At 39.4% G+C, this 22,243-nt stretch carries 17 protein-coding genes; 8 read left to right on the top strand and 9 right to left on the bottom strand.

Annotated features, from left to right (window positions below; all coding sequences use genetic code 11):
• Positions 1-100: 100 nt before the first annotated feature.
• Positions 101-760 (bottom strand): hypothetical protein, encoded by a 660-nt coding sequence (locus P767_RS0113265; RefSeq protein WP_026764906.1) that lies wholly within the window; start codon positions 758-760, stop codon positions 101-103.
• 44 nt (positions 761-804) lie between these two features.
• Positions 805-1,308, bottom strand: coding sequence for a hypothetical protein (locus P767_RS0113270; protein WP_026764907.1), 504 nt, complete (start codon positions 1,306-1,308; stop codon positions 805-807).
• A gap of 263 nt (positions 1,309-1,571) precedes the next feature.
• Between P767_RS0113270 and P767_RS18200 the strand changes: the two genes are divergently transcribed.
• Complete coding sequence (locus tag P767_RS18200) at positions 1,572-2,618, top strand: response regulator (protein WP_051417358.1); 1,047 nt, start codon at positions 1,572-1,574, stop codon at positions 2,616-2,618.
• Here P767_RS18200 and P767_RS0113280 read toward each other — a convergent pair.
• Genes P767_RS0113280 through P767_RS0113305 form a run of 6 tightly spaced genes read right to left on the bottom strand, consistent with a single transcriptional unit; the run spans position 2,609 to position 10,338 of the window.
• Positions 2,609-3,787, bottom strand: coding sequence for an FtsX-like permease family protein (locus tag P767_RS0113280; protein ID WP_026764909.1), 1,179 nt, complete (start codon positions 3,785-3,787; stop codon positions 2,609-2,611). The genes P767_RS18200 and P767_RS0113280 overlap by 10 nt on opposite strands.
• Positions 3,788-3,789: 2 nt before the next feature.
• Positions 3,790-4,437: an ATP-binding cassette domain-containing protein gene (locus P767_RS0113285; RefSeq protein WP_026764910.1), complete on the bottom strand. Its 648-nt coding sequence runs from the start codon at positions 4,435-4,437 to the stop codon at positions 3,790-3,792.
• On the bottom strand, positions 4,437-6,161 hold the full coding sequence (locus P767_RS0113290) for a DUF4836 family protein (RefSeq protein WP_026764911.1): 1,725 nt from the start codon (positions 6,159-6,161) through the stop codon (positions 4,437-4,439). The genes P767_RS0113285 and P767_RS0113290 overlap by 1 nt, the downstream gene beginning before the upstream one ends.
• Positions 6,162-6,221: 60 nt before the next feature.
• Positions 6,222-9,194 (bottom strand): glycoside hydrolase family 3 N-terminal domain-containing protein, encoded by a 2,973-nt coding sequence (locus P767_RS0113295; RefSeq protein ID WP_026764912.1) that lies wholly within the window; start codon positions 9,192-9,194, stop codon positions 6,222-6,224.
• A 41-nt stretch (positions 9,195-9,235) separates the two neighbouring features.
• Positions 9,236-9,640 (bottom strand): DUF5606 family protein, encoded by a 405-nt coding sequence (locus tag P767_RS17110; protein WP_037351863.1) that lies wholly within the window; start codon positions 9,638-9,640, stop codon positions 9,236-9,238.
• A gap of 47 nt (positions 9,641-9,687) precedes the next feature.
• Positions 9,688-10,338, bottom strand: a complete 651-nt coding sequence (locus P767_RS0113305; RefSeq protein ID WP_026764913.1) for a DsbA family protein — start codon at positions 10,336-10,338, stop codon at positions 9,688-9,690.
• Between the two features lie 63 nt (positions 10,339-10,401).
• On the opposite strand from P767_RS0113305, the gene P767_RS0113310 reads away from it, so the two are divergent.
• A complete protein-coding gene (locus tag P767_RS0113310) occupies positions 10,402-11,604 on the top strand; it encodes a DegT/DnrJ/EryC1/StrS family aminotransferase (RefSeq protein WP_026764914.1) in 1,203 nt (400 codons plus the stop codon).
• Here P767_RS0113310 and P767_RS0113315 read toward each other — a convergent pair whose 3' ends face one another.
• The gene (locus P767_RS0113315) at positions 11,605-11,898 is read right to left on the bottom strand and encodes a hypothetical protein (protein WP_026764915.1); all 294 of its coding nucleotides are present in this window, start codon (positions 11,896-11,898) and stop codon (positions 11,605-11,607) included.
• 46 nt (positions 11,899-11,944) lie between these two features.
• Here P767_RS0113315 and rpoN point away from each other — a divergent pair, with 46 nt between their 5' ends.
• The 6 genes from rpoN to P767_RS0113345 all read left to right on the top strand — a co-directional run bounded on the left by rpoN (position 11,945) and on the right by P767_RS0113345 (position 22,206).
• Positions 11,945-13,435, top strand: a complete 1,491-nt coding sequence (rpoN, locus tag P767_RS0113320; protein ID WP_026764916.1) for an RNA polymerase factor sigma-54 — start codon at positions 11,945-11,947, stop codon at positions 13,433-13,435.
• Positions 13,436-13,444: 9 nt separating this feature from the next.
• Positions 13,445-14,122 carry a hypothetical protein gene (locus tag P767_RS17115; RefSeq protein WP_037351867.1) on the top strand — a complete coding sequence of 226 codons (678 nt, stop codon included), beginning with the start codon at positions 13,445-13,447 and terminating at the stop codon, positions 14,120-14,122.
• 54 nt (positions 14,123-14,176) lie between these two features.
• Positions 14,177-16,498 carry an efflux RND transporter permease subunit gene (locus tag P767_RS17120; RefSeq protein ID WP_037351869.1) on the top strand — a complete coding sequence of 774 codons (2,322 nt, stop codon included), beginning with the start codon at positions 14,177-14,179 and terminating at the stop codon, positions 16,496-16,498.
• Between the two features lie 117 nt (positions 16,499-16,615).
• Positions 16,616-19,732, top strand: coding sequence for a SusC/RagA family TonB-linked outer membrane protein (locus P767_RS0113335; protein WP_026764917.1), 3,117 nt, complete (start codon positions 16,616-16,618; stop codon positions 19,730-19,732).
• Between the two features lie 28 nt (positions 19,733-19,760).
• Complete coding sequence (locus P767_RS0113340; RefSeq protein WP_051417360.1) at positions 19,761-21,392, top strand: RagB/SusD family nutrient uptake outer membrane protein; 1,632 nt, start codon at positions 19,761-19,763, stop codon at positions 21,390-21,392.
• Positions 21,393-21,411: 19 nt separating this feature from the next.
• The gene (locus tag P767_RS0113345; protein WP_026764919.1) at positions 21,412-22,206 is read left to right on the top strand and encodes a DUF4397 domain-containing protein; all 795 of its coding nucleotides are present in this window, start codon (positions 21,412-21,414) and stop codon (positions 22,204-22,206) included.
• Positions 22,207-22,243: the final 37 nt, after the last annotated feature.

Genomic DNA, 22,243 nt, shown 5'->3' on the forward strand with positions numbered 1-22,243 from the left:
TCCTCTTTTTCACGCTGATTTTGCCTTTGTTTTCTTAAAAATAAATACAGCAAAACCAGCAGGAAAACAGCCAATAAAACGAAGAATACAGAAGAGATAATTATTGTGACGAGAATGTCTTCTTGGTTTTCCGGCATAAGATGAATGCGTATATAAAGGATGAATATAAAACTACATTTAAACTCTGGTTAATCAAGCCGTAAATCTTTTTGCCTTCCTGTTGTAAATCGTAGCTTCTCAGGTATTCAAAAAGTGCATTGATAATAACAGAGCCCATGTAGAATAAAAGTAGTCCTGTACATACCCAGAAAAAGGGCTGTTTGGCCAAAGGATGGTCAAGGTGTTCTGGTAGTACCGATTCGTAAAAAAATAAACAACAGAAAAGTACTACAAAAAAAGACCCAAGTAAAAATGTGTAGGTATGAAAGTTATTGTAGCCCTGAACATACTGCAGATTCAGAAAAACCATAACAGCATAGAATGGCATAAAGCCAATTGTCAATTTCTTAAATACCGTTGTTTTCAGGTGCTTTGAAAAAAGAAATGCGTAAAATATGAATTCAAAAGTAGTGAATACATTAAATAGGGTGTAGTTGCGTATGCCTTGGGTAATTAACCAATAGCCAGTTAGTTCTACCGAAAGTGTTATAAACAAAAACGGTAAAAAGTATTTAAAGTGTGTTTTTCTTAAAGTTTTGTATAACAGTATACAAACTAAAAAACTGCTGGCTTGCACCAGCAGGTATACATTAGTTAACATCCTTTTGGATTAGTTTATAAGCTAACTTAAGAAAATAAGTTCAATTAAGGCCAAATAGTTCCATGATTCAGGTAGTTGGATCCTTCTCCAGGAGTACCGTCTTCTGTATTCTGGCTTCTGATATTGCCATTCTTAGCCTTTTTGTTATTGCCCAGGAAGAAAACAGTAGTTCTTCCGATATAATTAGGGTTGGTTGTAGTTTTATCATCATACACGCCAAAATAAACCCTGAATTTATCAGACTTGTATTTATTTTTTAGCTGTTTGATAAATTTCTCCATTTCGTTAACATCAAACTCAACATATTCAGTCTTGGTTAATGCACCAAATTTGGATTTATAAGCATTCTGCATAGCTTCAGCGGCATTTTCTGTAATCAGACCATTGATTGAAATTCCTGCGGCTGCTGAACCCACCATATTCGTTTCATTGTCAGCGTTGTTTGATTGCATCAAATTGGATTCTGTTTCCGCTTTTTGACAAGCCGTAAAACTTAGCGATGCAATTACTCCCAGAGCCAGTAAGTGTTTTGAAATAAGGTTTTTCATAATTAGCGATTTTATTGTTTGCATGGATTGTGAATGTAAATTAGTCCATAATCAGACGCAAACAATCAAGCAAATTTGAATATAAATAAAAAAATAAGTATAATTAACTAAAAATCAATGTTATAAATTTACCACTACAAAAAATAGGGTGAAATCACGTTATGTATATATATATATGTACCACAGTATATTAATCCAAAGCAAATAACCTTTACAGCCTGAAAGGGCTTACCACAACATTCAGGTCCTTTTTTGCTGACTTTATGGATAATAGTATTTTATTAAACGGACAACCGGGCTGTGCACTTGAGGCTTTGAAATCTTTCTTTAGTATTTCCCAGAATGCCCTTTTTATAGCCAATCAGCAAAAGCGTGAATTTTTATTTTACAATAGCCATTTCGAACTTTTATTCAGCGACCAATTGAGTGGTGTCAATGCTATTTCTTTTGAACAATTATTCCAATTGGCCTATGAAGATGACAGGCATCTTCTGGAAAAATTACTTACCTCTTCGGATCCTATTATTTTTAATCCGGAGGGAGAAAATATCCGCTTTGTAAGTAAGCAACATACCAACAAAGTTTACAATGTTCGCTGCGGTAAATTAATCATGGAGAATAATGTTGAATGCATATCAGGAATCATGACAGATATGTCGGATATTTTATGGTTTGAACATCAGCAAAAGAAGAGTGATAAAACATTTCGTGAGTTGTCGTTTATTACTTCACATGAATTGAGACATGAATATGCTAAAATTCAGTCGATCGTTCAAATGCTTGATAATCCTGAGATTAATCTGAAAGAAAGAAACGAAATGATTAGTGCTGCAAGAAAATCTATTCAGGTTATCAATAGTACCATTTTCAAAATCAACCATAAGCTTTCCTTTAATCAAACCGATGGATATTTTAATTTCTACAAACGGAATCAACAGTATAAAAAAGTTATTTTAATTGATGATGATGCGTTCACCAATATCATTAATAAACGCATCATTGAGATGGTTGATCCCAATATGGAAGTATTGGTTTTTGATACCATTTCTACCGCTGAAGCCTTTTTACAAATCAACGATAATTCAGGTGATTTCTTAATTCTACTCGATGTAAATTTCCCTTTCAGCAGTGGCTGGGATTTTCTCTTGAATTATCAGCGCTATTCGGTGAGTTCAAAAGTAATTGTGCTTTCTTCTTCCATAGATACTTACGACAGAGACAAAGCACGTGAATTTCCAATGGTGGTAGATTATATTACGAAGCCCCTTTCTTTGGAGATGGTCAGGGAAATATTAAATACTTACCAATAGATATATTTCTTAATTGTTTTTACGGTTATGTACCATAGTAAAGCAATTAAAACAATACCAGAAATCAGGGTTGTATTAGAGATAAAGGCTGGAATTAGTATTGCCTGAGTCTGAAGCAGCTGCTGAAGTAAAAATTGAAGCAGGCTTACCAGGAATATTCCTGCCAAAATGCTGATGAGGTTGCCTGGGAAAAAATGACGGAATAAGAACCTGGATAATTGATTTGGGGAAGCACCAAGGATAATTAGAAGCCCGATTTCTTCTTTACTGTTGGCAATATTCAGTTGAATAAAAAGGGTAAATATAAGAAGGGAAAATGCCAGCATAATCAAGCCGGTAAATCCGGCAATACTTACCACTGTGTCTATTATTTTTCTGTACTTACTAAAGCGTAGTTTTTCATTGTTTGTGTTGAGCTGGTTTTCCATTAAAAAGCGGGCAATGGAAGGGTCTGACGGGTCTTTGGTTTTAATGACCAGCCTTGATACCGAATTGGACTCTTTTGTATCCGCATATTGATTTCCCCATTCAATGAATTGAGTAGGCACCAGCATGGATGCTATGCGATCGCTGAAACCTACAATTTTAGCATTGAATTGAACAGGTCCCCGGTTTCCATATACAGTAATTTTAAATACAATCATTTTCACAATTTCCGGACTTAACTGTGGCAAATTCTGAGAAATGGAAAATTGAAAATTGTAAATGTCCAGAAACATATTGGGAACAATTACCGGAACAAAATCCGCATCAGGCTTCCAGCTGAAATTAATATTTCTTATGTCTATAAATGAATCCGGAACACTCTCAAATGAAATGTCTGTATAAAAGGGAAACCGGTCGCTGATGCTTTGTATGCTGGCTTTAAAGCGACTTGGTGTTAAAATGCCAATTGATTCCGTAAAGGACTGTTCTTTCAGTTTTAAAATTAGTGAACTGTCAATTTCAGTATTGCCAATGGTTTCATTATTGAGCATCTTATTAATCACCAGAAAATCTCCAATGCTGTCTTTGTTGGTTTGGTTGTTTAACAGAAAATCATAATTGCTTTGAATCTGAATAGCAGTCAGCAATAAAAATATGGCAATGCCCAGCCCGCCCCTGGCAATCCAAATTTTGGTTTTACCCGATTGTTTAAGAATTAATTTTTTTAGAAGACTGTTAAACAAGTTTATAGTTTTAAGTTTTCCTGATAATCAAAATATTCATCCTTGTCCAAATCGGTGATAATGATGCCCGCTCCTCGTTTTTCACACTCCCTTTGTATAAGTTGAGCTGCCTTTTTTTTATTATTGATGTCTAGGTGGCTGAATGGCTCATCCAGAATCAGAAAATCAAAGGGCTGCATCAGGGCTCTTACTATTGCAATTCTTTGTTGCTCTCCATAGCTGCATATGCCTGCAGGCTGATTTAAGATGGAATCAATGCCCAGCATTTTCGCCATTTGCTCCATTTCAGAAGATGCGACCACAGGTTTTTGCATGGTTCTTTTCAATTCAATATTTTCTCTGGCAGTAATGGCCGGAAATAACTTCAGGTCCTGAAAAACAATACTCCAGTGGATTTGCCGCAAATTAGAAAGTTCTGCAGGCGTAATAGTTGCTAAATCCTTTTGATTGTACAGCAGCTGACCCGTATAGTTTTTATTTAAACCATACAGTATATTCACAAGAGTGGTTTTTCCTGTACCACTGGGGGCGGTAATTTTTATGTTTTTTCCCTTACTAAAATTGATTTTCAGCCCCCAAATATCTGATTGCATCACGGATGGTCTGTCGGCAATCGCTTTTGGAATTATGGACGATAACTCAAATTGCATTAGTTAGCTCTGATTACAGTTGGGATACTGGATGGAAATATTTTTTCTTCCATTTCTTTTTCCCGCTTTGCAATAGCTCTAGTATCTACGGCAATATTGGTAAGCAGGCTAACCAGCGTAACCAGGCTGTTTTGCTTTTGGTTTTGCATGTTGATTTCCAGTACAGAAGTTACTTTATTGTCCTTGTAATTTTCTGAAGTGCCAATGATGTCTTTTATGGTATTTCTGGCTGTTAACAGGGAATTATTGTATCCATTGCTACTGTCTTTCAGGAATCCGTTCAGGGTATTGGCAATGTCTATATACATGACTGTTGACTTACCCTTGAAGTAATCCAGGGCTTCTTTGTTGATAGTGGATTTATTGTTATTTAACTTGTATTGAGTGTAGGTTAATGAATCGCTTGCAATAATTACGCCTTGTTCATTGGCAACCAGGTAAATACCCATCTGCCCGAATAATTCAGCTGATTTGTATTCGTTGCCAACTTTTCTAATGAACCCCTGATCGGCTATTTTACTCATTAGTTTCATGAAATTGTCTTTATTGCCGGCAGGAATGTTCAGAATCATTTTTCCCATGGGTTTCTTCTTTATCATAGCCAGTTCATCTTTTCTTTTATCTGGTTCGTTGCTGCCAACACCCAGATCTGAAATAACAACTGCGATATCACCTTTAATGGCACCATACATTTCAGCTGAACTGATTCCTGATTTAGCTAAAAACTGATTTAGCAGGCTTTCTACTTCCAGTTCTTTCAGCAATCCTCCGAATATCTGCGGGTTAAATGATGCCATAATAATGGCATTGATGTTCTGAGAAGGATATTGGTTAATCAGTGAAGTATTAACAGTGGGCCCTGCATATTTTTTTAAAATACTGCTTAACAACGGATTGGTATGTGTTATTGATTTGGCAATTATTTTACCTTCCTCAAAGCTTAGGGTTGCTGTTGTATAATTATTACTGATCAGCTCTTCCAGTTTGGGTAACTGCAAAGGCATGCCGCTCAATGCATTCAGTGTGCTTCCTGTTCCGCCAAAGAAATAGCCTTCTGATTTTTCAGAAAACAATTGGCTAAACTCTTTTACAGATGCCAATGATTCAGACTCTTTTTGTGTAAATAGTCTGGTGATTTCTTCAAGGACTTCTTTTTTCTTGTCTTTTTTCTCAGGAATAACAAATCGCATATTCACCGAATCATAGTAAGGCACTATTTTGTTTTCATAAAACATCACTATGGCATTTTTGTCATTCCATGCCAGTATATTATCATTCGATAAATTCAGGTAATTAAATTCCTTGCTTTTCTCAATTGCCTTTTTGCCTTCCCAGGTTAACCCTTCCATGTATTTTTTAAAGGCAGCGCTGTCTGAAATACTAAAGAGCAGGTTCATTACATTTCCTTTCTTATTCTCTTTTTGTAAAAAGTTAAAGAAGTGAATTTTTTCGTTCCAGTTAATACCTGCTGCATTTCTAAGATCAGCTATTTTCTGTTGGTCTTCCTTACTGGTTGAGTCTTTTTCGAATCCTTTAGCCCAGATGCTATCTAAACTTATGCCTCCATTCTGAAGTTTATTTTTCAAGGCCCCGGGGTCAATACTGATAACAACAGCAGCATCTTTGGGGATGAATCTGCTTTCCTTTGGCGCTTTATTACTGCAGGAGGCAAATACGATACATAGTATACCGGCTGGTAAGATATAAGATAAACAGCGTTTCATGTGCTAAGAATTATTCCATGAAGATAATTCTTGCTGACAGATTTATTCAGAAATATGATGTTAATTCATAATTGACTGATAAATGGCCTCCTGGATATTTGGACGCACATTCATTCTGCCAAATAACGTATTGTTTCTGGTTGGGGTTACCCTGTTAGACAGAAAAATATAAATCAAATCTGTGTCAGGATCCACCCAAACGCAGGTTCCTGTAAATCCGGTATGTCCAAATGTATTTGGCGAAACAAACCGGGAAGGATAGGGGTCTTTTCGGCTATCGTTGTCCTTTTCAGGTTTGTCGAATCCCAGGCCTCTGCGGCTGATATTGCTATTGTAGGCTGTAAAGTTCTTAATGGTGGCTGGTTGTAAAAATTGTTGGTTGTTGATAGATCCACCGTTTAGCAACATCTGGTAAATTTTAGCCAGATCATAGGCATTGCTGAATAAGCCAGCATGTCCTGCAATTCCTCCAAACAGGGAAGCCCCTTCATCGTGCACGTCTCCGCGCATCATTTGTTGTCTGAAATGTTTTTCCTCTTCTGTGGGAACAAGTGTATTCAAGGGGAAATAATTTCTGGGGGTAAATCCTGTCGTTGTCATTCCCAGCGGATCATAAAACATTTGCTTGCTATAGGCATGGATATTTTTTCCTGTAACAGATTCCACAACTGCAGCCAGGAATATAAAATCATTATCGCTGTAAATATAATTGCCGGCAGGAGTTAGCGGACTAGCCAGAATTCGCTGATAAATGGTATCCTTCCAGTCGTTTCTGAGGTATAAATTTTCTGCCACACGGGTATTAAAACCTTCTGTTGCTTCGCTTCTGAAATAAGCAGGTAAAGGCTTGCCTGTAATACTGTCAATTAATTCCTTGTAGAAAGTGATAAACGACTTCAGCCCGGCCTGGTGCAATAAAACATCTTTTATTTTTAATCCGGCTTTGTCTGTATTACGAGTTATGGGAAGATAATCTCCCAGTGTTTTTTCCAGGTCTACTTTTTGTTCTTCTACCAGTTTCATAATGGCCATTGTGGTAGCAGATACTTTTGTAACGGAAGCCAAATCGTAAATCATGTCTTTATTAACGGGCTCTTTCTTATCAGTATGGGTATATCCAAATGCCTTGTGATAAGCAATTTTCCCTTTTCTGGCTACCAATACCACACATCCGGGTACTGCTCCCTTTGCCACGGCGTCATTGGCAATAGAGTCAATTTTACTTAGTTTGTTGGCATCCAATCCTACTTCCCAGGGTTGTACTTTTGGTAAAAACTGCTGGTAGGTGATGGCAGTGCCATAAACCAACTCTGGTGAAATGGTCACGGGTAAAATTCCTTTTGCGTCTAATCTTCCAGCCAGAATATCAAATACGGTTTCCTGGGTAATTTCGTCGTCTTCATAACATGCTATCAAATTAGGGGCACTGGTAGAATTGGAAATAGCATAGGGATTGCCAAAATACAACGTAAGGGTCTGGAACGATTGCAAACCGTTCAAAAGGTAAACGGCTGCATTGCTCAGACCAAAGTTTTTGGCAGGTCTTCTGCTGTAATTATGCATGCCTACAATTACAAGATCATAACCTTGTTTTTTAATTTTATCAATCAGCTGTTTAGCAGAACTGCTGTCTGCCTTGTCGGCAGGAATCTGATTGGCAGAGGCATCGTCCATTAGCTGCTTGCCTATGCTGGCTCTTGTTCCAAATAAATAAACCGTTGCATTATAGGCTTTACTTAACTCTGTTGTGATGGTATTTTCACCGGGAGCCCCAATAGCAACATAGGCAATTTTCTGTCCTTTTTTTATTGGGTAGGCATTACTGTTTTCTTTTCTTAAAAGCGTGATGGCATTTTTGCTTAACTGCGTTTTTATAAGATTAGTCTGAACATTTAAGTCGTTAACCAGATTAGTAGTGTCAATTTTTGAAACCTTGTTTAATCCAAGATGATATTTGGCCAGTAAGATTTTTTTCACACTTGCATCTATTGATTCCCAGTTGAGCCTTCCTTCGTCAATGGCTTGTCTGATTTTTGCAATGGTGCCAGGAATATCTTCCGGTAAACACAACATATCATTACCGGCTATTAATGCCTCAACAGAAGCTTCTCCCGAAGGGAAAAACTTGGTAATGCCTTTCATTTCCAGGGCATCGGTAAAACTTAATCCCTTAAAGCCAAGTTCGTTTCTTAACAGTCCATTGATACTGTTTTTGGAAAGTGTGGCAGCTCTGTTGGCACTGCTGTCCAGTGCTGGAATAAAAATATGTGCAGTCATCATACTGCCCAGTCCAGCTTTGATTAGTTCACGGAAAGGATATAGTTCTAATTCGTCCAGTTGCGCTTTGGATTTATTAATTACCGGAAGATCATAATGACTATCTACGGCTACATCTCCGTGGCCGGGAAAATGTTTTCCCGTTGCCATTACGCCCACATCCTGCATGCCCCGCATATAGGCTGTTCCAAATAGGGCAACTTTAAATTTATCTTCCCCAAAACTTCTGTCGTTAATAACCGGATTCATGGGGTTGTTGTTGATGTCTATATCCGGCGCATAATTCACGTGTATACCCAGTCTTTTGCATTGCTCGCCCACTGCTTTACCAAACTGATAAATCAGGTCTGCATTGCTTACTGCACCCATCATTAATTGTCTTGGAAAATTAATTACGCTGTCTAAGCGCATGCCGAGTCCCCATTCTCCGTCGATACTAATCATCAAAGGGGTTTTGGCGATGGATTGATATTTATTAGTTAGTATAGCTTGTCTTACAGGACCTCCCTGAAAAAAACAAAGACCACCCACATTGTATTTGCGGATAGTCTCAGTTACTTTAGCTACATGATCTTCTCCCAGATTACTATGGGCGCGAATGATCATCAACTGTGCTATTTTTTCGTTCTTATTGAGTTTTTTAAACTTTTTATTGACCCATTTGGTGGCTTCGGGAGTTTCTTCATAAAACTTTTGTGCCATCATATTGGTATTTGCCAATACCAGTAACAATAAGAAGCAGATCCATCTTTTCATACAAAGTGCAATTGATGGCACAAGGTATGAAAAGCGAGGGATTATTCGGCTTCCTCAGGGGCTTCGGTCAACTCAATCTTTACATCATTGGCTTTCAGTATACGAAACCATTTTACCATTTTCTTCATGTCGCTTGCATATACTCTGTCAAAATCCATATCAGGGTAAATCTTCTGGAAATAAGCTTTTGTAGCTGCGGGATCTTTTTCGGAAGGTAAGTTTTCTGTGCTTGATTCCATTGCTTTGAATACATCAGCCAGATTTACATTTTCTCTGATAGTATACACTTCAATGCTCTCGAGGTGAGAAAAATTATGCACTCGGCTGCTCACGAATTTGGTGCTATTGTCTTCCAGTGATTTCACAATTGCGCCGTCATTTTTGCTGCTGACCATTTCAAATAATCCACTCATTCCGGTAACCGATATCAGTTTGTTGTATTCCATTTTATTAAAATTGAGTTGCAAAGTAAAGGATTTTGTTCTCCCGATGGTTAGGATTGCCCAATTGTTTCCAATGCTCTTTCCAGTCTGAGTTTTAAATCGGCAAATGGAGTGTATCCTCTAGCCAGCAGATGGAACTTGGTGGCCGATTCCTGAAGTAATACACAAGGGAAGCCGGTAACCTGTAATTGTTTCACGAGTGCAAATTCGTATTTGGCTTTTTCCTGATACTCACCGCTGTTTAGTTTCTCATAAAATTCATCCGCATCAATTGCATACTTCTCCAGTAAGTGTCGGTAGGCTTCGTTGTCTGTTAAATCCCTTCCTTCAAAATGAAGCGCGTATTGCAAATCAGCTGCAAAGTCAACTTGTTTGTCCGGATGCATTTCCTTGAAAATGCATAGCGCAATTGCAGGCTTTTCTGAATTAGGAAACCAGTCGCTCAGGTCAGGATTGTTGATATGCCAGAGATAGTCCGGGCCAAAACTTACACCGCTGTATTCCTCCACTGTTTTGTAGGCAGATTGAATATAGGATGCAGTTGCACTGATATGTACCGGGCTTTCGGGTAAAACCATGCCTCCGGAAAGTACTTCAATTTGTATATCCAGAAAAGCAGCTGACAATTGCTTCATAACGGGGCTAAAGCCATAGCACCATCCGCAATAGGCATCGTAACAGTAGAAGAGTATTGGTTTCATTTTGCAAAAATAGGCAGGGATTCTATAGCTTTGCACATTGTTTTAACAAGTAAATATCAGGTTATGCCAGGTTTTGAACTTTTTGGTGCCGAAGAAAGAAAAGAAGTAAATGATGTGTTAGAGACAGGCATTTTAATGCGCTATGGATTTGACGGTCCCAGAAAAGGTATCTGGAAAGCCAGAGAATTGGAACAGGCTATAACAGAAACCTTTGGTTGCAAATATGCTCAGCTTACTTCATCCGGAACTGCTGCCTTAACAACTGCAATGGCTGCATTGGGAATTGGAGCGGGTGATGAAGTCATCATGCCCAGTTTTACATTCGTTGCCAGCTTTGAAGCCGTTTTAAGTGTGGGTGCAATTCCTGTGTTGGTAGAAGTAGATGAAACACTTACCCTGGATCCGGAAGCAGTAAAAAATGCCATCACGCCCAGAACCAAATGTGTGATGCCTGTTCATATGTGTGGCAGTATGGCTGACCTTGATGCTTTGCAATCCATTTGTAAGAATCATAATTTGCTTTTGCTGGAAGATGCCTGTCAAAGTATTGGCGGAACCTATAAAGGCAAGGCATTAGGAACCATTGGCGATGCGGGTACTTTCAGTTTCGACTTTGTAAAAATGATTACCTGTGCAGAGGGTGGAGTGGTTATGACGAACAATCAGGAAATATATACCAAGTCGGATGGTTATACCGATCATGGACATGATCATTTAGGCGTAGACAGAGGTGCAGATTTGCATCCGTTTATTGGATACAATTATCGTATTAGCGAATTACATGCAGCAGTGGGACTTGCTCAGATCAGAAAGCTCAGTCGTTTTCTGGAGCTGCAAAAAAAGAACAATGCTGCTTTACGCAAACACCTGGAAGCCATACCTGAAGTGAGTTTCAGGGTAGTTCCTGAAGGGGGGGATGATAGTTGCAGTTTCCTTAGCTGGTTTTTACCAACCAAGGAACTTACTCAGGCTGTTGTGCAGGAAATGAAAGATCAAGGCGTATTGGCAGGTAATTTTTACTGGTTTGCCAATAACTGGCACTATATCAGTAAATGGGATCATTTGAAAAATGCGCAAACCTTGAATCGCCTGAGTGCCGATCAAACCAATGCATTGTTACAACTGGCTCAGACCACATTTCCGCAAAGTGATGCTATTATGAGCAGATGCATTTCAACAGCTATCAGTTTGGTTTGGACAGAAGAACAGATTCAGGAAAAAGGCACTAAGATGGCGGCGATTATAAATAAGGTGCTGGGAAAGTAATTATTGGCTTTTCCCTTCCATTTTATTTACATAGTCTAAGGTTCCCAACCTGAATCGGAAGGGAATTTTGGTAGCTTTTTCTAATTGCAATTCCTTTTTACAGAAAAATCCAAGGCCTTTCACATAATGGTCGGGAGGCAATATTTTAACAGGTTGTTGTTTTAAGCTGTCTATTTTCTGCATAAAAGTATTGGAAGAAATATTCCTCTGATTCCGGGGCAATAGTTGCAACTGTGCATTCAATGCTGCACTTATTAGGAATAAATTCACAAACAAACAAATTGTTTTACGCATTGTCTCGGTATAAATCTGTGTAAATTTACAGCGTAATTATTAATAGATGTCACTCAGTCAATCATTACAGCAAAAGTTACTTCAAAAACTGTCTCCTCAGCAGATTCAGTTGATGAAACTATTGCAGGTGCCTACTGCCAATTTAGAGGAAAGAATTAAAGAGGAACTGGAAGAAAATCCGGCGCTGGAGCAGGGAGAAGAAGGACATGAAGAAGATTTTCAGGATGACCTGAAGGACGAGTTTGATAATTCATCTGATGATGATATGGATCCGGACGGCAGCCTGGAAGAGTACGACAATGTAGATATCAGCGAATACGTAATGGATGATGACGGCGAGATTGCTGATTATAAAACAAAGGATGATAATTATCCGGAAATGGATGATCAGAAAATAATGCCTATTAAGGTTGAAACCAGTTTTCATGAAATGGTTTTGAATCAGCTGGGCATGCTGGAACTGGATGAAAGAAGTTATAAAATTGCAGAACAGGTTGTGGGGAGTCTGGATGATGATGGTTATCTCAGAAGAGAATTGTCTTCTATTGCAGATGATCTTGCTTTCAGACAAAGTTTAGTAGTTGAAGAGAAGGAAATTGAAGATATTATTTCTCAAATTCAACAGTTTGATCCAGCCGGTATTGCTGCAAGGGATTTAAGGGAGTGCCTTTTATTGCAGTTGAAAAGAAAAACAGATGAAGGCAAGAGTGTGGAACTGGCCGTTCAGATACTGACTAAATATTTTGAAGAATTTACTAAAAAGCATTACGAAAAAATTCAGAAGAGTCTGGGATTAACAGATGAACAACTCAAGGAAGTAATTGGTCAGATTATTAAACTGAATCCTAAGCCTGGCGGAAATCTGGGTGAAATGAATAAGGCAGAAACCTATATTGTTCCTGATTTTTTTGTAATCAATAATAACGGCTCACTGGAACTTTCTCTGAATTCCAAGAACGCACCTGATTTAAGGGTGAGCGAAGGTTACAGGGATATGTTGAAAGAGTATGAGAAAGGAAGCAAAAAAGATAAGAGGCAGAAAGAGGCGGTGCTTTTTATCAAACAAAAAATAGACGCAGCCAAGTGGTTTATCGATATGATTAAGCAGCGTCAGGATACTTTAATAGGCACCATGGGAGCCATTATGAAATACCAGCAGGACTTTTTCCTGACTGGTGACGAAACTACGCTTCGCCCCATGATTCTTAAAGATATTGCAGAAGTTACCGGGTTGGATATTTCAACAGTGAGCCGGGTGGCTAACAGCAAATTTGTACAGACTGAATTTGGTACTTATCGCCTGAAATTTTTCTTTAGTGAGTCGCTCAGCACCGAAAGCGGGGAAGAAGTAAGTACGCGGGAAGTGAAAAAAATCCTGAGTGATATGATTGAGTCTGAGGATAAGCACAAACCTTTCAGCGATGAAGTATTAACAGAAATGTTACAGGAAAAAGGTTACAATATTGCCAGAAGAACCGTAGCTAAATACAGAGAGCAACTGAATGTACCCGTTGCCAGATTGCGCAAGGAACTATAAATAACCATCATGTCTAATATAACAGAAACCAATCCCATCCCCGTTGAAGCGGTTGCGCAAAGACCCTGGCTTTTGCAATTCATGGCTAAAGCATTGTCCTTTCTGTTTCATCCCTTGTTTATTCCCACTTATTTCTTTTTATACCTGATGCAGGCCTATCCCTATGAGTTTGCCGGTATTACAGACTGGCAGTTGAAGCTGCGCCTGTTCGGGGTATTTTGGATGACGGCATTTTTTCCTGCCTTTGCAGTATTTCTGTTGTGGCGATTAAAATTCAGTGATGGCATTTATTTAAGAACTCAAAAAGAGCGAATTGTTCCCTATATCATTACCATGTTTTTTTACTGGTGGATGCATTATTTAAGCCGCAATTTTTTAGATCAGCCCATCGTGCTGCAATTTTTTTACACCGGAATTTTTGTTTGTTCTGTAATGGGTTTGCTGGCCAATAATCAGTTTAAAATAAGCATGCATGCCATGGGGGCGGGGGGATTGGTAACCGCCGTACTTCTAACGACCCTGCATTATCAGCATATGGATGGCACGGCCATTGCCGCTTCACTTCTATTGGCCGGATCTGTTACTACGGCCCGTTTGTTATTGAATGAACACAATACTAAGGAAATCTATACGGGTTTGGCGGCAGGTGTGCTAAGTCAGTTGCTGGCCTACTACTTTGTTATGTAATCTCAGGGCATTGGGCGATTTTTTGTTTCTTTGCAGCTTATCCAACTAAATTTCATGTGGTATAAGGCAGGAAAAGCAATTCTACGGTTCAGAGTTAGCTTACTATTTGTATTATTACTTGTTACAGCATTCATGGCCTGGCAGGCTTCTAAAGTTCAATTGAGCTATGACTTTACCAGGGCACTGCCAACCGATAATAAAAAGTTTGTAGAGTATCAGGCTTTTCTAAAAGAGTTTGGTACCGATGGCAATACGGTAGTCATTGGCTTGCAAGCCGACCAGTTTTTTCAGAAAGAATATTTCAATGAAGTTTTTGCATTGAGTCAAAGGCTGAAAAAAGTTCCCGGAGTTAATGGTGTGCTTAGTGTTCCGGATGCCATGAATCTTTTAAACGACGAGGTGAACCAGCAACTGGTTCCTTCCCGGATTTTCAATCCACCTTATTCCAGTCAGTCAGAGCTGGATTCTGCCAGATTACTTTTCAATAGCCTTCCCTTTTACAAAACCTTGTTACACGTTCCTGAAAAAAATGCCTATTTATTGGGCGTAACAGTAAGCAAGGACTCTATTAATAGTAAATACAGATCTATACTTATCAATGATATTTTAAAGGAAACCAACATCTTTGAGTCGAATACAAAATCTGAGTTGCGTATTAGCGGACTTCCTTTTATCAGAACCATAATAGGAGATCGTATCAAGGATGAAATGAACTGGTTTCTGATTGGATCATTATTGTTGTCTGCTGTTACACTGTTTCTGTTTTTTAGATCGGTAAGTGCTACCATTATGAGCTTGCTGGTTGTTGGCATGGGCGTTATCTGGAGCGTAGGTACCCTGGTGCTCTTTGGTTACAAGATTACTTTGCTAACAGCTTTGATCCCACCGTTGGTGGTGGTAATTGGTATTCCAAACTGCATTTACTTTTTAAACAAATACCATACGGCTTACAGAGAAAAATTGAATAAGGAAGAAGCCCTTATTACCATGGTTGGCAGAATGGGTATTGTAACATTGTTCTGCAATATTGCTGCAGCCATTGGGTTTGCAGTATTCGCGCTTACCAAGAGTCAACTACTAAAAGAATTCGGAGCAGTGGCAGGAATTAATATTCTTTTGTTGTTTTTTATCTCTTTGTTTTTTATTCCGCCTGTGCTTAGTTTTTTACCAGCTCCCAAAGCCAAACATACCAGGTACCTGGACAATGCATTTTTAGCAGCTATTCTGGTGCGCATTGAAAAATGGACCTTCCATCACGCAAAAATGGTTTACCTGATTACTGCAGTTGTTACTATTTTTTCCATCATCGGAATATTCAGAATCAAGAGTGAGGGTTTTATTGTGGATGATTTGCCCAAAGCAGATAAAATTTATACGGATCTGAAGTGGTTCGAAGAAAACTTTGGCGGGGTTATGCCACTTGAAATTATTGTAGACACCAAAAAGAAAAACGGACTGGTTCGTTCGGTTAAACCCATTGCAGCTATTGACGAATTTTCAGCCTATCTGGATTCTTCTGAATATACTGCAAGGCCATTGTCTTTTGTGGAAGGCCTGAAATTTGCAAAACAGGCATTTTATGATGGCGATACCATGAGCTATGCTATTCCTTATGAAAGTGATCTGGCTTTTATTGGTCCTTATTTAAGAAGCAAGAAAGACACGGTTAAAACTGAATCACCCAATGCTTTTAACAAACTGGTCAATAATTTTATTGATACCAATAAGCAGAAGGCCAGAATTAGTGTGAACATGAAAGATATAGGCAGTGCGAAATTGCCGGCTTTGCTTACCAAATTTGAAACCCGGGCCAACGAAATATTTGACTCTAGTTCTTACAAAGTAAGTTTTACCGGCAGTAGTGTCAGCTTTCTGGAAGGTTCCAGCTTTATTATCAATGGGTTGAAAGAAAGTATTTTCTGGGCTTTTTTATTAATAGCCCTCTGCATGCTTTATCTGTTTAAATCATTCCGGATTTTAATCAGCTCTCTGATACCCAATTTAATTCCACTAATTGTAACAGCCGGTGTAATGGGCTGGATGGGGATTGCGCTAAAACCCTCTACTGTGCTTGTTTTCAGCGTGGCGCTGGGCATAGTAATTGATGTTACGATTCGTTTTTTAATTAATTATAAACAGGAATTGCCCGCTCACAAAAACCAGGTTGATCCTACTTTAATTGCCACAATCCGCCATACCGGCATCAGCATTATTTATACTTCCCTGGTTTTAATTGCCGGATTTATCATTTTTAGTTTTAGCGATTTTGGAGGAACCAAAGCGCTGGGATGGCTGACTTCATTGACTTTGGTGGTGGGCACAATAACGAATTTGGTATTATTGCCTGTTTTAATTAAACATATATCTGTAAAATAATTTTAAAATCACCGATTTGTATAGCTAGAATGTATATATAACTTTATCATGTGATGCAGCTAGTTGATAGTTTTAAATGTTCTTAACAAGCAACATTTTTAACTAAAATTAAAGCGCATGAGAAAATTAGTAGTTCTTTTGACGCTTGTTGTTGGGCTGATTACAACGGCAAGTGCTCAAAATACTAGAACCATTATCGGTAAAGTTTCTGATGAGTCTGGAAAACCGCTTGCAGGTGTAACTGTAACAGCTTCCGACTTATCAAAAACCTCTTTAACAGATGCCAAAGGGGTTTATTCCATTCAGGTTACAGACAAAACCAAGTCCCTGAAATTTACTTTCGTAGGGTATGCAGAAGAGGAAATCAACATTGGTGCCAAACAAAGCATTGATGTAAACATGATGACCGAATCTAAGGCTTTGTCTGAAGTAGTTGTGGTAGGGTACGGTGTTCAGCAGAAAAAATCCTTCACGGGTTCTGCTTCTAAAATTGACACCAAGGAATTTTCCAATCTGGTTACTCCATCTGTAGACCGTCAGTTGGCGGGTAGAGCAGCTGGAGTTCAGGTATCCAATCCGGGTGGTGACCCTTCTACTCCGGCTCGTATCAGAATTCGTGGTGTGAACTCTATCAGTCAGGGACAGGCACCATTGATTGTGGTGGATGGTGTTCCATTGATTACAGGAAACCTGGCAGCAAACGTTAACTCAAACGCATTGGGTGATATTAACCCTAATGATATTGAGAATATTGAAGTACTGAAAGACGGTTCTGCCACAGCCATTTTTGGATCCAGAGCAGCCAACGGGGTAATCATGATTACTACCAAAAAAGGCGACAAGTCTGGTAAGATGAAAGTAAACTACGATGCTATTTTTGGTTACTCATCACCTGCTTCCCGTTTTGACTTATTGAACTCAGAACAGTTTGTACAGATTGCCAACGAAAAAAGAGCAAATGCCGGATTACCAGCAGCTGCGCGATTAAGTACAACAGGTACCAATACCGATTGGCAGAATGTTGTATTTAACAGAAACGCATTGGCAGTACAACAAAATATTAGCTTCTCTGGTGGTACACAGAAATCAGCTTATTTCTTCTCTTTCAACTATTCTGATCAGCGCGGTATTTTGATCAGCAACAGAAACAAAGCCTATCGTCTTCGTTTTAACTTTGATACAGAAATCAATAAGTTTGTAAAGTTTGGTAATAACCTTACTTTATCTAAGCAGGAAGACTATGGTCAGAACGATGGTACCAATGCTTTGAGCGGAGGTCTGGCTTCTACTTTAAGAATGCTTCCCAACGTGGATCCGTTTGATCCGAATAACAGAACTGGTTTCAATATCCTTGGACCAGGATTGAACTCAGTGGGTTTTGGACCCAACTTAATTGGGGTAGATGATAACTATACCAACCCTGCATTCACTTTAACACAGAATCAATTTGTATCTGACAAGATCAGAGCGGTAAATAATTCTTACTTAGAACTTTCTTTGTTCAAAGGATTGAAGTTCCGTTCTTCTTTTACTTTTGATGTGTTGAATGAATATGCATTCACTTCTCTGTCGCCCATTCACGGGGATGGTTTTGGTGCAGTAGGTTCTGTAACCAATACCTCTCAGAATATCTGGCGCTGGGTATTACAAAACTATCTGAACTATAATAAGTCATTCGGAAGACATAATATCTATGTAACAGCCGGTCAGGAAGCACAAAGAGATCAGAGCCGTTTTATACAAGGACAGTTACAACAAATTTCTGATCCTTTCTTTATTGGCCGTAACCTTATTTCAGGTTCAGGTGGATTACAATTTGCGGGTGGTGGATTCGGTCGTTCCGGATTCCAGTCGCTTTTTGCCAGAGTGAATTATGACTTTGCTAACAAGTATTTTATTCAGGCAACAGTAAGAAGAGACGGACAAAGTTCGCTGGCTCCTGAAAATCGTTTTGGGGTATTCCCTGGGTTCTCTGCGGGTTGGAGAATTTCTCAGGAAAAATTCTGGGAGAACTCGCCATTCCTGAAAGAGTGGTTTAATGAAGTGAAATTAAAAACTTCTTATGCTGTAGTAGGTAACCAGATTGGCGGTTTCCCTTACCTGAGCACATTTGGTTCTGCTGCATACGGTAACCTTCCAGGTCTGGCACCCAACTTAGTAGGTAACCGTGCGTTACAGTGGGAGCAAAATAAAAAGTATGATGTTGGTATTGAGATTGGGTTAAAAGGTGGCCGATACAATATTGGTATTGACTGGTTCCTGAACGATCTGGATAAACTGGTGTTGGCTGTTCCAACTCCTAACTCTGCTGGTATCCCGGGTAATGCTATATCTCAGAACATTGGTACTGCCCGTAACAGAGGATGGGAATTTACCGTGGGTGGTGATCTTATTCGCAAGAAAGATTTCACCTGGAATATGAGCTGGAACCACACATTAATTGACAATAAGATTACTTCTTTATACTCCATTGGAGGTGTTCCTGTAACCAATATCCCAGGCAACTACAATTTGTTGGAAGTAGGAAGTTCACTGAATATTTTATGGGGCTTACCTTATGCCGGAGTTAATACAGCAAATGGTAATCCAATGTACTTTAATGCTGCCGGCAGATTGGTACAACATAATATTGCCAATGGCGCATTCTACTTTGCCAATAATATGAATGATCCAACTTTTGGTCCGCAAACTTCACTGGGAATTGCGGATAGAAGAAATCTTGGATTAAGCTTACCAACTTTCTTTGGCGGTATCAACAACTCTTTCCGTTATAAGAATTTCGGTCTGGAATTTTTAATTCGTTATTCTGGTGGTAATAAAATCATGAATATTACCCGTCAGGAAGCATTGTTAAGCCAGAACTTCCACAACAATGGAAAAGAAATTTTGGATCGCTGGACCACTCCTGGTCAGGTTACCAATGTACCTCGCGCAGTACAGGGACAGGGTAATGCTATTAACCAGAATGGATTGGCCATTTCAAGATTTGTAGAGCCAGGTGATTTTATTCGTCTACAAAATCTGGTTTTCAGTTACACATTAAACAGCCAGCAATTGAGTGAAAAAACCAACGGTTACATTAAATCTTTGAAGTTTTTTGTACAGGGTCAAAACCTGTTTGTATGGACCAAGTACACTGGTTTAGATCCTGAAAATGCTTCACAGGCTGGTCAGGATAATGCAGTAACTCCACAGTTGCGAATTTTTTCTACCGGCATTAATGTTGGATTCTAATAAAACCTGATCACTTAAAACTTATACAATGAGATTCAATAAATTTATAACAGCTACATTCTTTTCCGCCCTTGCAATTGGCAGCGTAGGTTGTGAGAAAGTTTTAAATGAAGCACCTTACAATGCTTTTACAGACGAAAGCATATTTACAACACCAGAAAGGGCTACCCTTGCTTTAAATGGGGTTTATGACGCTGCGCAAACCGGAGGTCCTACACTTGCTGGTCGAGGTTATCCTTTTGGAGCAGCCAATGTTCAGCAGGGAGACTGTCGTGGTGAAGACATGGTAAACGTTGCAGCTTTTTATCAGTTTACCTATCAGGGCACTTATAACCCTACATCTGCCAACAATGTTGCTTTCTGGGATAATACCTACAACATGATCAATAAAGCCAATATTGCAATTGATGGCTTTAGAAGAGCAGGAGGGTCTAATATTATAACTCCTGCATTGGCTACTCAGTTCGAAGCAGAATGCCGTTTTCTGAGAGCATTGGGTCATCATGAAATGGTTACTCATTTTGCACGTCCGTATCTGGATGGAAATGGGTCTCAGTTGGGAATTCCTTACAGGGATTATCCGGTTGCAGGATCTGCAGCATTGGATCGTTTGAAAACAGAACCCAGACCTACTGTTGCTTTTGATTACCAGCAAATTATTGCCGATCTGAATTTTGCAGAAGCCAATTTACCGGTAACACAAACACTTGGGCCATTGAGAGCAACCCGTGGTGCGGCTATTGCCTTAAAGATGCGCGTAAGAATGCATATGGGTCAGTGGGATAGTGTAAGATTTGAGGGTAACAAATTAATACCAGCTTCCATCAATCCATTAACGCCAAGTGCAGCAACCAGTTTGGTGGGTGGATATGCATTGACAGCTACCCCTGCCGGTTCTTTTGGTTTGCCAGGTGGCAACAGCATTACTGCTGAAAATATTTTCACTGTTAAGAATGATCCATTGGACAATGGTTCTGTAAACGGCGCATTGGCATCTCAGTATGGTTCAAGCGATCTGGCAGGTAGAGGATTGGTGAGTGTTTCACCCATTATCTGGAACAATAACCGCTGGCTGGCCAATGATTTAAGAAGAACCACTTTATACAGACAAGGCTCAACCAATAACGGTACTTCTGTTGCAACTGGTCAGGCTATCATGACTACCAAGTACACTGACTACGTAGGAAGAGGAGATAACAATCCAATCATTCGCTGGGCAGAAGTATTGTTGATGCAGGCTGAAGCAGAAGCTCGGTTGTCTGTGGGTGCTGTTTCACAGCGTGCAGTTGATTTATTAAATATGGTACGTAACCGTGCCAGTGTGGCTCCTGCAACTACGCAGTATACCGTTTCCAGTTTTACAAATGATGAAGAAGAAATTGGAGCTATTTTATTGGAGCGTAGAATTGAATTGCTTGCCGAAGGAAAGCGCTGGGCAGATATTCACAGAACTGCCAGAGATCCTATTGCGAATTTAAGACCTGTAGGTATTCCTGCTAAAATTCCAAATGGTACAACAGGTATGGGTCAATATGGATTTGGATTGGCTGTGAATGCAGCTCAACCTGCCATTCCTTACAGCGACTTCCGCTTTATCTGGCCAATTCCGGTTGGAGAAGTAACTCAGAATCCAATCATTGTTCAAAATCCCGGTTACTAATCTTTAAACTTAATTAAGCATGAAACATACGTTTTTGAATAAATCAGGTTTTTACGGAATGCTATTGGGGATCATGGCACTGGGTAGTTCCTGTAAAAAAGAATTGCCGGTTCCTGAAGCAGACCCAACTCCGCAAGCCTATGTAGCAGTTCATAATTTTGCTTTGCTGGCAGGAACTTCCTCCTCTGTTTTTGTTAATGGAAATCAACTGGCACTGGGTGGCTCCAATGTGGCATTAGCTGTAGGTGGAAGTTTGCTTGGAACCTATGTGGGTGTAACACCAGGTGCTATAACCGTTGGTGTTAGAACTTCAACTGGTACTACCAACTATGCATCCAGAAATATCAATGTAGAAAGATTATCCTATACTTCTTTCTTTGCCTTTGATACCTTGACTGCCGGGGGATCAGCTAGAATGATTGCTTTGAACAATGACATGAAAGCTGCTGCTGCCGGAACCAGTAATATCCGTTTCCTGCATTTTTCTCCGAATGCGGGTCCGGTGAATGTTAATCTGGTAAGAACCTTAGATCAGTTTGGGTTAACTGCATCTGGCACTACTACTTTATCCAATGTGCCATATATAGGAGCTGCAGCAACCCCCAATGAGAGTGCATTGTCTGCATTTACCAATATACCTGCTGGCACATACACAGTAACGGTTCTTTCCGGAACTACTTCTGTGTTAACAGCAACCATCAATTTCAGAGAAGGAAAAAACTACAGTGTGGTTGCACGTGGGTTTGCTCCGGGAAGGCCTGCTATCCCTGCAGGTCAGACTTTGGGCGCAACTTTACTGTTACACAATCCTTAGTATACTGCCGTAGCACTCAAGATTAGAAGCCTGGCAA

It is taken from the genome of Sediminibacterium salmoneum NBRC 103935 (assembly GCF_000511175.1).
In the GTDB taxonomy this organism is placed as follows: Bacteria; Bacteroidota; Bacteroidia; order Chitinophagales; family Chitinophagaceae; genus Sediminibacterium; species Sediminibacterium salmoneum.